Origin of the sequence: Sphingobacterium sp. UBA3519 (genome assembly GCF_002377215.1) — a bacterium.
GTDB classification, from domain to species: Bacteria; Bacteroidota; Bacteroidia; order Sphingobacteriales; family Sphingobacteriaceae; genus Sphingobacterium; species Sphingobacterium multivorum.
Genome location: NZ_DFPI01000008.1, coordinates 23,019 through 36,833, shown reverse-complemented (window position 1 = coordinate 36,833; position 13,815 = coordinate 23,019). Strand labels below are relative to the sequence as shown.

At 39.3% G+C, this 13,815-nt stretch carries 14 protein-coding genes; 7 read left to right on the top strand and 7 right to left on the bottom strand.

The genetic code is table 11. The annotated features are described in order from the left end of the window. Positions 1–44 precede the first annotated feature (44 nt). Together hemB and hemL are read left to right on the top strand one after the other, a co-directional pair. Positions 45–1,028, top strand: coding sequence for a porphobilinogen synthase (hemB, locus tag B3297_RS03580; RefSeq protein ID WP_046674929.1), 984 nt, complete (start codon positions 45–47; stop codon positions 1,026–1,028). Positions 1,029–1,031: 3 nt separating this feature from the next. Next, positions 1,032–2,342 carry a glutamate-1-semialdehyde 2,1-aminomutase gene (gene hemL / locus B3297_RS03575; RefSeq protein WP_046674928.1) on the top strand — a complete coding sequence of 437 codons (1,311 nt, stop codon included), beginning with the start codon at positions 1,032–1,034 and terminating at the stop codon, positions 2,340–2,342. Between the two features lie 91 nt (positions 2,343–2,433). On the opposite strand, the gene B3297_RS03570 is transcribed toward hemL, so the two are convergent. Genes B3297_RS03570 through B3297_RS03555 form a run of 4 tightly spaced genes read right to left on the bottom strand, consistent with a single transcriptional unit; the run spans position 2,434 to position 4,760 of the window. Next, a complete protein-coding gene (locus B3297_RS03570) occupies positions 2,434–2,979 on the bottom strand; it encodes a DUF4252 domain-containing protein (protein ID WP_083295802.1) in 546 nt (181 codons plus the stop codon). Positions 2,980–2,985: 6 nt separating this feature from the next. Beyond that, positions 2,986–3,507: a DUF4252 domain-containing protein gene (locus B3297_RS03565; RefSeq protein ID WP_046674926.1), complete on the bottom strand. Its 522-nt coding sequence runs from the start codon at positions 3,505–3,507 to the stop codon at positions 2,986–2,988. A 6-nt stretch (positions 3,508–3,513) separates the two neighbouring features. Then, positions 3,514–4,203: a hypothetical protein gene (locus B3297_RS03560; protein WP_070561995.1), complete on the bottom strand. Its 690-nt coding sequence runs from the start codon at positions 4,201–4,203 to the stop codon at positions 3,514–3,516. 41 nt (positions 4,204–4,244) lie between these two features. After that, complete coding sequence (locus tag B3297_RS03555) at positions 4,245–4,760, bottom strand: RNA polymerase sigma factor (RefSeq protein WP_070561993.1); 516 nt, start codon at positions 4,758–4,760, stop codon at positions 4,245–4,247. A 273-nt stretch (positions 4,761–5,033) separates the two neighbouring features. Between B3297_RS03555 and B3297_RS03550 the strand changes: the two genes are divergently transcribed. Next, a complete protein-coding gene (locus B3297_RS03550) occupies positions 5,034–5,870 on the top strand; it encodes a hypothetical protein (protein ID WP_070562046.1) in 837 nt (278 codons plus the stop codon). Between the two features lie 105 nt (positions 5,871–5,975). On the opposite strand, the gene B3297_RS03545 is transcribed toward B3297_RS03550, so the two are convergent. Next, complete coding sequence (locus B3297_RS03545; RefSeq protein ID WP_070561991.1) at positions 5,976–7,268, bottom strand: DUF3472 domain-containing protein; 1,293 nt, start codon at positions 7,266–7,268, stop codon at positions 5,976–5,978. Between the two features lie 428 nt (positions 7,269–7,696). On the opposite strand from B3297_RS03545, the gene B3297_RS03540 reads away from it, so the two are divergent. The 4 genes from B3297_RS03540 (at position 7,697) to B3297_RS03525 (ending at position 11,098) form a co-directional block, all read left to right on the top strand. After that, positions 7,697–8,851 (top strand): sensor histidine kinase, encoded by a 1,155-nt coding sequence (locus tag B3297_RS03540; protein ID WP_070561990.1) that lies wholly within the window; start codon positions 7,697–7,699, stop codon positions 8,849–8,851. 62 nt (positions 8,852–8,913) lie between these two features. After that, positions 8,914–9,603 carry a LytR/AlgR family response regulator transcription factor gene (locus B3297_RS03535; RefSeq protein WP_070561988.1) on the top strand — a complete coding sequence of 230 codons (690 nt, stop codon included), beginning with the start codon at positions 8,914–8,916 and terminating at the stop codon, positions 9,601–9,603. A gap of 75 nt (positions 9,604–9,678) precedes the next feature. Next, a complete protein-coding gene (locus B3297_RS03530; protein WP_070561986.1) occupies positions 9,679–10,401 on the top strand; it encodes an intradiol ring-cleavage dioxygenase in 723 nt (240 codons plus the stop codon). Between the two features lie 10 nt (positions 10,402–10,411). Beyond that, complete coding sequence (locus B3297_RS03525; protein WP_139144908.1) at positions 10,412–11,098, top strand: hypothetical protein; 687 nt, start codon at positions 10,412–10,414, stop codon at positions 11,096–11,098. A 273-nt stretch (positions 11,099–11,371) separates the two neighbouring features. Here the strand turns inward: B3297_RS03525 and argC are convergent, their stop codons facing one another. Together argC and argG are read right to left on the bottom strand one after the other, a co-directional pair. Then, positions 11,372–12,385 (bottom strand): N-acetyl-gamma-glutamyl-phosphate reductase, encoded by a 1,014-nt coding sequence (argC, locus tag B3297_RS03520; protein WP_139144907.1) that lies wholly within the window; start codon positions 12,383–12,385, stop codon positions 11,372–11,374. Between the two features lie 102 nt (positions 12,386–12,487). Next, the gene (gene argG / locus B3297_RS03515) at positions 12,488–13,672 is read right to left on the bottom strand and encodes an argininosuccinate synthase (RefSeq protein WP_070561980.1); all 1,185 of its coding nucleotides are present in this window, start codon (positions 13,670–13,672) and stop codon (positions 12,488–12,490) included. Positions 13,673–13,815 lie beyond the last annotated feature (143 nt).

Below are 13,815 nucleotides of genomic sequence, written 5' to 3'. Positions count from 1 at the left end.
TGACTTTGAAATAAACAACATAGATCATAAATAATCTTAATATAATGTTACAACGTCCGAGAAGAAATCGTAAATCTGCCGTGATTCGCGACATGATTCAAGAGACACGTTTAGACGCGTCAAATTTGATTTTCCCACTTTTTATCGTCGATGGGCAAAATCAAAAAACTGAGGTTAAATCGATGCCAGGCATCTATCGCTATTCAATAGACAATCTATTGAAGGAAGTGGAAAGTTGCCTGAAGTTGGGCTTACGTTCATTTGATCTTTTCCCTAACATTGAAGAGTCATTAAAAGACAAATATGCTACAGAAAGCTACCGTGATGGAAGTTTATACTTACGTGCAATTGCTGCGGTAAAGAAAAATTTTCCGGAGGCTTGTATCGTAACGGATGTTGCCATGGACCCTTACAGCAGTGACGGGCACGATGGAATTGTCGAAAACGGTGAGATCCTAAACGATGAGACATTAGAGGTATTGGGCAAAATGGCCTTGGCACATGCACAATCAGGTGCAGATATCATTGCACCATCAGATATGATGGATGGCCGCATCGGTTACATCCGTGAGCTATTGGACCATAATGGTTTTACTAACGTTTCTTTGATGTCGTATACGGCAAAATATGCTTCGGCCTATTATGGTCCTTTTAGAGATGCCTTAGGCTCGGCACCCAAGCATGGCGATAAAAAGACCTACCAGATGAATCCTGCCAATGCAAAAGAGGCGCTTATTGAAGCACAGCTCGACGCACAGGAAGGAGCGGATTTTCTGATGGTGAAACCAGGACTTCCCTACTTAGATATCGTTAAACTTCTTGCAGACAACTTCGATCTACCAATTGCAGTATATAATGTCAGTGGAGAATATGCGATGTTAAAGGCGGCAATTCAAAACGGCTGGTTAGACGAACGTGTCATCCTAGAAACGTTATTGAGCTTCAGACGTGCTGGCGCTACAGCAATCTTATCCTACCACTCCAAAGAAGTATTGGAGAAAGGTTTTATTTCGCATTCAACTATTTAGACTATGCAAGCACCTGATATTTCAAGAGCAAAATCTGCTGAGCTATTTGAAAAAGCAAAACAATATTTCCCTGGAGGCGTAAACTCTCCTGTTAGGGCTTTCAAATCCGTATATGGTACCCCATTATTTATTGAGCGTGGCGATAAAGCACACCTGTGGGATGCTGACGGAAATGAATTCATCGATTTTTGTTGTTCATGGGGCCCCTTAATTTTAGGGCACAATAATGATCAAGTTCGTGAAGCTGTAGCGGCACAACTCGGGAAAGGCTTAAGTTTTGGCGCTCCCACTGCGTTGGAGAACCAACTGGCTGAGTTGATTATCGAAAACAATAGGTTTATTGAGAAAATTCGCTTTGTCAGTTCCGGAACTGAGGCCGTAATGTCTGCAATCCGTTTGGCTAGAGGCTACACGAAACGTGATAAGATCATCAAATTTGATGGCTGTTATCATGGCCACTCCGATTCTCTTTTGGTTAAAGCGGGTTCTGGTTTGGTCACTTTTGGTGAGACATCATCGGCTGGTGTACCTAAAGCATTTGCAGACGAAACCATTGTTATCGAATTAAACGATAAGCAAGCTTTAGAAGCTGCTTTTGCAGAATTTAAAGATCAGATTGCCGCAGTTATCATTGAGGGTATACCTGCAAACAATGGCTTATTGTTGCAATCTAAGGAATATGTTCACTTCTTACGTAATATCACCAAAGAACATGGTGCAATGTTGATTATGGATGAAGTGATCACGGGATTCCGTATTGGTTTTGAAGGTGCTTCGGCTTACTATGACGTACAACCAGATATTATTACCTACGGCAAAATTATTGGTGGCGGAATGCCTGTTGGTGCCTATGGAGCCTCAAAAGAATTGATGGCCTGTATATCTCCTGATGGTGCAGTTTACCAAGCCGGAACTTTATCCGGAAATCCAGTTGCTATGGCTGCCGGCATTGCCGCATTAGGTATCTTGGCACAAAAGGATTTCTACACAAATTTAAATGCCAAAACAGAAGCTTTCGTCAATGATATGCGTACTTATATTGCGGAGAAAGGATATAAAGTTCAACTTTTCCATGTGGCTTCTATTTTTTGGTTTGCCTTCACAGAACAGCACGAAATTAAAAAAGCGAGTGAAATCGATCCTAAATCGATGGAATCTTATAAAATTATGCACCGCGAATTGTTAAATCGTGGCGTATATTTTGGTCCTTCAGGCTATGAAGTAGGCTTTGTTTCTGATGCACATACAGCAGCGGATCTTGACCAGGCAAAAAAACATATTTTCGATGCTTTAGACATTGTCTTTAGTGCATAAAATCAAACTACTATAAAAAAGCCCTCCAGTATATTACTAGAGGGCTTTTTTTATAGGTTAGTGGAAGTATATTCTCGAATCAACGTGCTTATTAGAGTTTGTTTGCCAGCTTCTTATCTTTAGATTTCATCTTATTTAGTCCGGCAATAAGTTCATCCAATGAAAACTTACCTTTGATATCCATAAAAACACTTTCATCTTCGTTATCATGAACGAGTAGAGAAACCCGCTGAATAACATTATTCTTATCAATACGCGCATTCAGCGAAATCTCCTGTCCATCCGTGTTAATAACCAGTAATTCCTCAAATTTGTTCTTCTTCAAAAACTTATGGTAATCGTCCAAAATCCGTGCATTCTTCGTTTTGTCATTATTTGAAAGTGTCAGCATTCTGAACTTCTTTAATTTCTTTACAATTTCAGCCATTGCACGAGACTCTTCATCATTATCGTCCTTTAAGGCTTTTTTCATAAAGGGTTTTGTTAACCACATCGGTAAATTAATGGCAACAATCTCAGCGTCGTCCGATACATTAGACCGGCTGACGAAATCCATATTGGAGGCTTTTTTTATCATGCATGACTGCATGGAGAAAAGAACGCCAACTAGGCACAACAAGGTTAGTAATCTTTTCATAATCTTCTACTTTTTGTTGTTATCACCTTTATTCTTACTCACTTTATTGTTCCCTTCGTTGACCAAGCTAGTCACGTCTTTCAACGGTATAGCCCCGTCAAGGATCATAAATAGATTTTGCCCATCTCCGTTGATCGTTAGTAACAGATTGTTTAAGATGTCGGCATTTGCAGACATATTTTCGACCATGAACCGGATATCCTGACCTTCATTATTGAGCGACATGAGTTCTTCATACTTTAAATTTGAAACTGCCCCTTGAATAATACCTGTTAAGGCTTTATCCTCCCCATCTTCAACAATCAGCATCCGCAACGATTTAACATTCTTAAGTAGTGGTGTAATTGTCTGCATATCCTCATCGTCTATTTTCAAATTACCCAATAGCTTGAACATCGGCGCCCCGATTTTGAGTGTTGTCACACCTTTCTTTCCTTGATATTGTTCAAAAAGTTTATCCAATTTTGAAATTTGTGCATTTGCCATACTTGCTACAAGTAGAAGGCAAGCTATTAAAAAACCTTTCATTTTATTTTAGTTAATCGTTATTGACATTTGTTTTATATTCATTGCTTTATCTACACCATTTTCCAGATTATTTGCCAGTAAGCCTAAAGATTTTAGGGTCAGTTCAACAGCTTCCTGTTCGTTCGCGACAGGTTTCCCATTCAAAACCACATAATCTGCCTGATAGGGTTCACTTTCGACTGATTGCAGACTTTCAGCAACTATTTTCTTCTTTTCAGTCCATGCCTTCGCTCGTTTTTTAACTTTAGAATGTTTGAGCGTTTCTGCGATCTGTAACGTCTTACCGCTTTCCACCGAAGGGGTCCCATCATTAGCATTGGAAACTACCGTTTCTTCATTTTGTTGTTCGATCAGCTTCTTGTCCGCGGATTTTAGCTCTTTCATTTCCTTTTCGGCAAGTACAGGTACTCGCGTTGTTGGTTCCTGATTTAGGAATAGTGCAATTCCAATAGCCATTAACAACATGGCTGCTGCTGCATATTTTATCCAGCTATTATTCCACCATACAATACGTTTCTTATCCTCATTGATCTCACTTTGGAAGTCCTCAAAGGACCAGTCCATTGTTCTATTCTTTTCTTGATTCAATGATTGAAAAAAAACATCATCCGAGCTTTTCAATGCTCTTTCTTCCTCTAATGACGACTGGCCATTAAAGTACTTCTCTTCCAATTCTTTTAATTTCTTATCTTTCATCACTGTGCATCTTATTTTCAAAGACGATGAAACATTCGGGTTTATTTTTTACCTGAATAAATCCGCGTGGTTTCATAATCGAATAATTTTGTCAATTGTTCTTTTACCTTCTGTCTAGCACGCATCAGATTAACTCTTACCGCAGACTCGCCCATCTCCAATACTTCACCGATTTCATCGATGTCATAATCCTCAACATCGCGCAGATGCATAACAAGCCGTTGTTTTTCGGGAAGGGAATTGATCATTTCAAGGATAATTTCTTTCGTATTCCCAACAGTATGTTCCGTCATGGTAACAACCTGATGCTGCTCAACAAAGTCTGCCCTAACCTTATCTTTTTTTAGACGATTGAGCGCTTCATTTTTAACACTCTGCATGCAGAAGGCTTCCATATTTTTATATTGAAGCAGCTGATCTTTTAATTGCCACAACCGCATCATCACATTTTGTACCGCATCAAAAGCCTCATCATCATCAACCAAGATCCGTTTCGCAAAGCGAAATAGCTTATCCTTATGGATGAAAACGGTATTTTTAAATTGCTCTTGGTTCATGTTATCGTCAATATTGAGACTTACGCTATTTTAATCTTCTAATCGGCTTTTGCCCCATCTCCGTATCACCTGTGCCTTTTATATTATCAAGACATTTCAGCTTATCGATTTATTACATCTAATATGACTATTTTTTTAAAAATATTTAATTCACTGTGTATTAAACTTCAATGAGTAGCCCAAACGGCCTATTTTTAACCTTATTACAAACAAAATAGGAACATAGACTGTTACTTAAGATGCTGAATGATTAAAAAATTAAACAAAAAAATTATGAAGTATTACAGAATTATCGGTATTACTGCTGCAGTAGCGCTCCTAGTAGGCGCTATCGGGTGTAACAACTCATCTACGAAAAGTACAGGTGGAGCTGACTCAAGCAGCAGTATGGACACAAATACTGCACAGAAAATGGACTCAATCACCGTTAGTCCTATTGCAGACTCGAAAGAATTTCCTGGAGCTGATCTGCAGATCGCCTCGATCACTGCAGAAAAGGTAGGAACAGACTCCGCAAAAGTAACTGTAAAATATGCGATTAAGAATTTCAAATTAACGGAGATGACCGATGATGCCCATGCTGCCCATATGGCAAATTCGCATGATGGGCAACATATTCATTTTATTTTAGACAATAAACCTTACACGGCTCTCTACAAGCCCGAGAACTCTGTAACAGTACCGTTAAATTCGGAACATTACCTGCTCTCATTTTTATCAAGATCCTATCATGAATCCATAAAAACCACTGAAGCTTCTAAATTGGTAAAATTTAAGATTGATGCAACGGGTAAATTGACGACGGATGCAACACCAAAGGAATCATCACTTTTCTATTCTCGACCTAAAGGTGAGTATAAAGGAGATGAAACAAAAAATCTCCTGTTAGATTTTTACGTAATCAATACCAAACTTGCTCCAGATGGCAACAAGGTAATTGCAGATATCAATGGCCAGACATTTACATTGGACAAATGGGGCCCATATGAGATAAAAGGCCTGCCAATGGGCAACAATAAAGTAAAATTGACTCTAGTAGATAAGGATGGTAATGCTGTTACCGGAGATAATGTTTCGGTAGAACGTGATATCAAACTGTCTGAAAAATAAATCCAGAGCTGTACAAAACAAAAAAGAGTCGCATTGAAATGCGACTCTTTTTTGTTTAGGATAAACTTTGAGCAACAATAAGGCATCGTCTTTATTCCTTTTTGATTAAGGTAGTTTGTCAAAATCAATTTCTGGTGCATTATTTTTATTCCGGAATTCAAACTTACTTCCTTGCTTAACAACGTCACTAAAGAAACCACCATTTCTAAGAAAGTATCCGTTTTTGTTGATGCCGCCGATTGCATCAATGCGCTGATTTGCACGATAGGTATTATCCACACTGAAAGAAGCCGCTTGTACAGCTTTCCATTGCCCATCATAGACCCATTGATTGCCAAACTCAACCTTTCTACCCAGGTAGCCTTGATTCGGACTAAAGTTCTCCAAGAAACTATGGAATCGTTTCAGGTAGGTATTTGTCTGCGGACGTTTGAAGCTTGCGATCACATTCCATGCATTCTCTTCAGGTACAAAAAACCAGGCGGTATAGTCGGTATTTCCTCTTCCATCGGGCACACCTTTCAAGAGAAACTTATAGGTTATACCTGCTTTCCAAAAGTACTTGCGGTAACTCTGCCCGCCTGACCCTTCATTTCCAAACTCGCCCGAATGCACATCCTTTCCTTTTTTTAGTAGATGGATTTTTTGCTCATCTGGAATACTTTTCGGATCATCTGTATGGAATGGACTCCATACGGAAAATAAGATACGTCGCTCGGTTTCTGAATTAACCTGTATACCAAAGTAGCCTTCGCCAAAACCATTCGCCATAAAATAGGAACCAACTTTATCTTCGCCTTGAGGGACGGTAACTTCATTATAATAGTAACTCACGTTGCCCTCCGTAGGAACGGTATAATTAAGATGACAGGAAGGTCCTCTTCGGGACCAGTAGTAATAGTCGGGGTTATCAGAATAGATAAGTCCTTCTGACGCGGCTTCACCGCTAACAAGTAGTTCTGTCACATTAGCAAAATTACTGCCCGATTTACTGACTCCTTTTAGGTCGACCCGAACATAACCGGGAGCCTTTATTTCAATGGACAGCGGAGCTGTTTCGGCAAGTTCATTTCCTTCAACATCTACAACGGCTTTTTTCCCTAGTGCGTCAATTTCTATTTTAGATTTCCCAGCATCATTTTTCGCTTTCAGCTTTAATGTCAATTTCCCTGCTTTCTGAGCCCGAAAATAAACCGATGCCACTTCCTGATTGCTTGACCATTTTACGAGGCCATTACGACCGGAAATTTCCGCATCACCGGCTTGCCCTGCGGTGATGAAAGCGTTCCCGGCTAGAGGAACGGCATACGTCTTCCCTGCTGTCTGTGCGATACCGCTTATCGAAAGACAGGATAAAGCTCCCAGAAAGAGATACTGGATAAAGTGTTTTCTTTTCATACTTTATTTTTTTTATCAATTTATATATCAACCTTAAGCTAGTTATACTACCTGCGGTTATTCATATTCGTCATAAACTCGAGATGCTATTACATTCTAATACTTCGCGAAACCGACTACTTTATTAGTTCCGAAATTCAATTTATCAGCTACCTTTATGCTGCACTTTACTATTGAATAAAGATGGTATCGGTTTGTGAAACTGGATTATTTGATGAAGATAAGGCTTAGATTTACAGAAAAAGAAAGGAAATGTATATCAATCGATTGTGTAAAAAAACGGCAATAATTGACCACCATTCCTTTCCATTTAAATGAACTATTATAAAATGAGATGTATATTTTAACATTTTAAAAATACGATCTAATCTTTTTGTGTATTTTTAGGATCAGAGTCCCCTTTTATAAAAGCTAAAATAGCAAGCTCCATGGACAAATCTGCTTATAGCACATCAAAACGTATCTTAGGACAAAAACAAATCTCCATATTGATCCATGGACTCGCCTGGCTTATTTTCTTATCCTTTCCAGTACTATTTTTTAACAACGGTCAATTGGAAATTAAGGAAATACTTTTTGCACCGGCATTTTGGATTTTCACAGGCTGTTTTTTAATCCTATTTTATGTCAATGCCTATGTACTGATTCCATACAGCATAAAGCATCGAAAATTTATCAGTTACGGAATCTCCATTATTTTGACAGGTTTGTTACTAGCTTGCTATCTTCAGCCCTTTGACCGGCTGATGCGTATTGGACGTCAACAATTACCGACCCCTGGGGACAGAGAATTTTCACCTAGGCATCATCCTGATTTTCCACCGCCACCATCTGCTAGGCATTTCCCATACCGAGGTCCAGGGCAATCCCCGGGACAACGGCCACAACCTATCGATATCGCTTCTGTGTATATTTTCCTGTTAACTATTAGCCTTGCCGCGCTCTATAGAATCGTAACCTATTGGATGGAAACGCAGCAAAAAATGCAATTGGTCGAACAAGACCGTATGAAGGCCGAACTTTCCTTTTTAAAAGCGCAAGTCCACCCCCACTTCTTGTTTAATACCTTAAATAATATTTACGCATTGGCACTGACCAATGATGATGCCGTCGCAAGTAGTATTCATCGTCTTTCGCAATTAATGCGTTATTACATGGATGAACGGCACAGTGATACGATTGACATCAAGATCGAAATCCAGGCTATACAAGATTTTATCAATCTCCAAAAGCTACGCATTGGCCCGAATTGTTCGATCAGTGAACACTATACGGGGCTCGAACACCCTAAAACGATACACGCATTTGTGCTGCTTCCTTTTGTTGAAAATGCGTTCAAATATGGATTAAGCACCATAGAGCCCTGCCAATTAAGTTTTGAGGTCATTCTAACGCCAACATCCTGCACATTAAATGTAAAGAATAGCATTGCTACACAGTCAACCGAACAACACCGCACAGGAACAGGCCTTAAAAATGTTCAACGTCTATTGGAACATTTTTATGCCGACAGGCACCGCCTGACGATCCAACAGGAGGATCATTCTTTTTTTGTTCAGCTTATCCTCTATATTTCTCCATAAATTGTTTTTATATTAGGCTATACGATTATGTATACATAAAGCAGTCTATCTTAATTTAATCGATGTTAACTTGCATAGCTCTTGACGATGAACCATTGGCTCTTCGTGTTATTTCTACGTTCACAGCAAAGCATCCCGCTATACAGCTTGCTGGAACCTTCAATAACCCCCATGAAGCGAAGTTGTATCTCGCCAATAACAGTGTTGATTTGATTTTTTTGGATATTGATATGCTCGAAATCAACGGTATTGATTTTGCAAAAAACTTAAATCCAAGACCCTTATTGATTTTCACTACGGCACATAAAGAATATGCGATAGATGGATTTGAACTTGATTCAGTAGACTATCTTCTCAAACCATTTGACTTCACTCGTTTTGAACGGGCTATCGATAAGGCAATGACACGTTCAGCTTCACAGAGCCATCGCCCTTTCTTAATCGTTAATGTGGAATATCAACGCATCAAAATCTACCTTGATGAAATTGAGTGTTTGGAAAGCATGCAAGATTATATCAAAATTCATCTCATACAAGGAAAAACAATATTGACTTTGTCGACGATGAAAGCCATGTTGGATCGTTTACCGCCAAATCAGTTTATCCGCATTCATCGCAGTTTTGTTATCGCGGTCAAACACATCATTACGTTTTCACAACGTAAAATACAATTACCCAACTTCACATTGAAAGTCGGCGATGGGTACTATAATGAAGTGATCAAATGTTTACGTGATTCGTCGATGCAATAAGCCTCTTTATCGACACTTAACATTATTTTACATCTCCGTCCACTACCTTGCTTCCATTCATAAAAAAGAAGAGATATGGAACGCAAAAATTTTATAAAAACCTTATCATTGCTGGCATTTACAGGTCCAATGGTCTGGGCAGCCTGCAAGAAAGACGATACCGCATCAACCACGGACGAGGGCACTGACGTCAATGTCGATTCAAGCTGTAGTGTGACACCATCTGAAACCGAAGGGCCCTTTCCGACAAAAACACCTTCAAGTTATGTCCGCTCAGATATACGCAAAGGTGATGGTATTGGGGCTAATATGCTCGGTTTAATTACTATTGTCAATACAAATAATAACTGTGCAGCACTAGAAGGTGCCTTAGTGGATATATGGCATTGTGATGTGGAAGGTAATTACTCGCAATATGGTGGAACACAAATGCAATCCAGCAACTATCAGTCTGTCAATTGGTATCGTGGTAGACAAGTTACCAATGCCAATGGACTTGTTTCTTTCCAAACCATCTTTCCGGGCTGGTATCAAGGCCGAGCAACACATATTCACGTCCATGTATATGATGCTACCGGTAAATCGCTATTAGTGACACAAATCGCTTTTCAAGATAGCCTGTGTCTTGAAGTCAATAATACAGGTTCATCTTATGGTTACAAAAAAGGTGTTTCAGGCTATACCTATAATGCCAATGACAACGTATTCAGCGATGGTGTTACCAAAGAAATGTCTACGGTCACAGGATCCTTATCTGAAGGTTTCCAAATGAAAATGACGATTCATGTTAATGCTTAACAGCCTGATCATGCAGGATATTAGAATCTATATCGCGGAACAGCGAGGGGAAACATCTACCGGAACACATTTAGTCAGGAGCACCCTCAATTATGGCTCCTTTGCTGCTCCTCACCGGGAAGCTATTGGTCGACTTCAACAGGTCAATAACTGGGAAGTTGCGCCTCAAGGCACTTTGGATCTCCCGACCAATAAAGGTACGGTCTCGCTTTTGATTCCTTTGATTGGGGATCTACTTGTAACAATGAATGGCCAAACCTACACGGTACCCGTTGGGACAATCTTAATATGCAATCCTGGAAATAGTACGGCAATTCATATAAGGGCATCGTCCGAAACTGAAGGCCCAGTGACCTTTCAAGAATTTGGACTTAATTCGACAATACACACTCCTACACTACCTCATATCGTGGATCTTCCATTTACATCTTCATTTGAGAAAAACAAGATGTATCCTGTAGGCACCGATTTAGCTACTGATTTTCAGTTCTACTTCGGTGCATTTGCTGGAAAACATGATTTTGAATTACAAACTGGCCCAGACCACAAAAACGTATTTGCATTTACGTTAGATGGTAATTTTGAAATTGAAGAACGCATCCTTTATCCATTTGATGGTCTTTATCTACCATATTCAAACAATTTGGACATCGAATTTTTATCAGCAACTGGCCTTTTGGTAGTTTTGAGTTTCTAAAAATAATATCCATCATCAAAGTCCAACCTATCAATTCACTCTGATTCAATAGGCTGTCGACATAAGAGTCCGTTTTTTTGAAAAACGACATATCATTGTTCATAACTGGATAATGTACGTTTCGAAAGACCGATTCATAAAAAAAGTGAAGGGGCTACCCTTCACTTTTCCACACGATATTAATAAAATGTTGAAAACCTTATTTCGCTTTCAGGACGAACTCCCAAGTTATTCACAACTTGTTAATATTGCTGTTTAATATCCTAAAAAGGGTTAAAAACCAACGCTTTTCAAGTTTAATCCTGTACGCTCGTCTAAACCGAACATTAAGTTCATATTTTGTACAGCTTGACCGGATGCTCCTTTAAGCAAATTATCAGTCGCATTTAAAATAAGGAGCTTATTTCCGTGCTTTTCGAGGTGGATAATACTTTTATTTGTATTGACAACCTGCTTAAGGTCGATATTTTTTTTGCTGATATGCGTAAAAGGGTGAGCGGCATAATAGCTCTCATACAATGCGTAGGCCTGCTCTTCAGACAAATCGGTGTCTACATAAATAGCCGAGAAAATTCCCCGGGCAAAATCTCCACGTTGTGGAACAAAATTAATTTTTGCTGCAGCACGTTCCAACAACGATCCTGCTGACACCGGTAAAAATCCCGCTTGCAGCTGATCCAAAGATTCTGAAATTTCCTGTAAATGCTGGTGTTCAAAAGATTTGTAAGCAGAAAGATTATTGTTACGCCAGGAAAAATGCGTGGTTGCACCCGGTTTTTGCCCCGCTCCTGTTGATCCAGTCGTTGCATTAACATGGATTTGATCCGGTAATAAGCCTTTACTCGCTAATGGCAATAAAGCCAATTGTATGTTTGTAGCAAAGCATCCTGGGTTTGCAATATACTGCGCTGTTTTGATTGCTTCTTTGTTTAGTTCTGGAAGCCCATACACAAATTGGTGCCCTTGGAAAGCTGTATTCGCACGAAGACGATAATCTTGTGAAAGATCAATAATCTTCACGGATGCATCGATCGGATTTGCATCTAAAAATTTGCGTGCATCTCCATGGCCCACACATAAAAACAAGACATCAATCGCGGAGTGATAGTCGGAAGAGAAGGTCAATTCAGTATCGCCAAATAAATCATTGTGAACTTCATATAACTTATTTCCTGCATTGGAAGCACTATTAGCAAATACGATTTCCACCTCAGGATGATAAATCAATACACGTAATAATTCACCACCAGTATATCCTGCCGAACCAATTATTCCTACTCTTATCATTTTTTTGAATTTAGAATTTAGGGATGTGTTGTCCCCCATTATGCCCTGTATTTTTTCTTATCAATTTTACGTTAAGAAAAAATACAGGGCACAAAACACGGTTTATTTTTTATTCACTTTGTGCCAAATGATGGTTTGATTTCCAAAAATTTTGGAGAAACCTTTCACATCGTCACCTGTATAGCCCTTATTCATCTCACCATAGCTACCGAATTTATTGGACATCAAATCGTGTTCAGACTCGACACCAATGACGACAAAACGGTATGGGTGAAGTTCAACAATCACTCGGCCAGTCACTGTTTCTTGTGAAGATTGCAAGAATGCTTCAATATCACGCATAACGGGATCGTGCATTTGGCCTTCGTGCATATAATTTCCATAGAAAGCAGCGATTTGGTCTTTCCAAGACAATTGCCATTTGGTCAAGGTATGTTTTTCTAAGGCATGGTGTGCCTTAATTAAAATGACAGAAGCAGCAGCTTCAAAACCCACACGACCTTTGATACCAATGATGGTATCACCCACGTGGATATCACGGCCAATACCGTATGGTTGAGCGATTGCCTGTAATTCTTGAATCACTTTAACAGAAGCCATTTTCTCACCATTTAAGGCCACAGGCTCTCCTTTTTCAAAATCGATTGTAATTTGTTGTGGCTCTGAAGAAGTCACTGGAGTAGGCCATGCCGATTCAGGCAAATATTGGTTGGATGTCAATGTTTCTGCTCCACCAACAGAAGTACCCCAAAGTCCTTTATTGATGGAGTATTTTGCTTTTTCAGCAGAATACTCTACACCATGCTTATTCAAATACTCAATTTCGGCTTCACGCGACAATTGCAGATCACGGATTGGGGTGATAATTTCCACTCCTGGAATCAGGGTCTGGAAAATCATATCGAAACGTACTTGGTCGTTTCCTGCACCGGTAGATCCATGAGCAACACATTCAGCACCAATTTTCTTTGCGTAGTTTGCAATTGCGGTTGCTTGGCATACACGCTCAGCAGATACTGACAATGGATAAGTCGCATTTTTTAACACATTGCCAAAAATCAAAAATTTAATAGTTTCGCGGTAATAGTCTGCCGTTTCGTCTATAGCTGTATGTGATTTCACACCTAAAGCATAAGCACGTTCTTCAATATTTTTTAATTCTTCATCCGAAAAACCACCTGTATTTACAACTACGGAATGAACTTCTAAACCTAAATCTTGTGTAAGATAAATACAACAGAATGAAGTATCTAATCCGCCACTAAATGCTAAAACTACTTTTTTCATTAGAATGTTATTTTATGAGTGTTTGTTTTCAACGGCTGACTTAAGCTCGTTTCACTCGGTTTTTTATTATTATGTTGAGAGAACCTTGAACTGATCTTGTTATTATGAACGTCTTCAGTTACCTGTTACATCTATTTTCAATA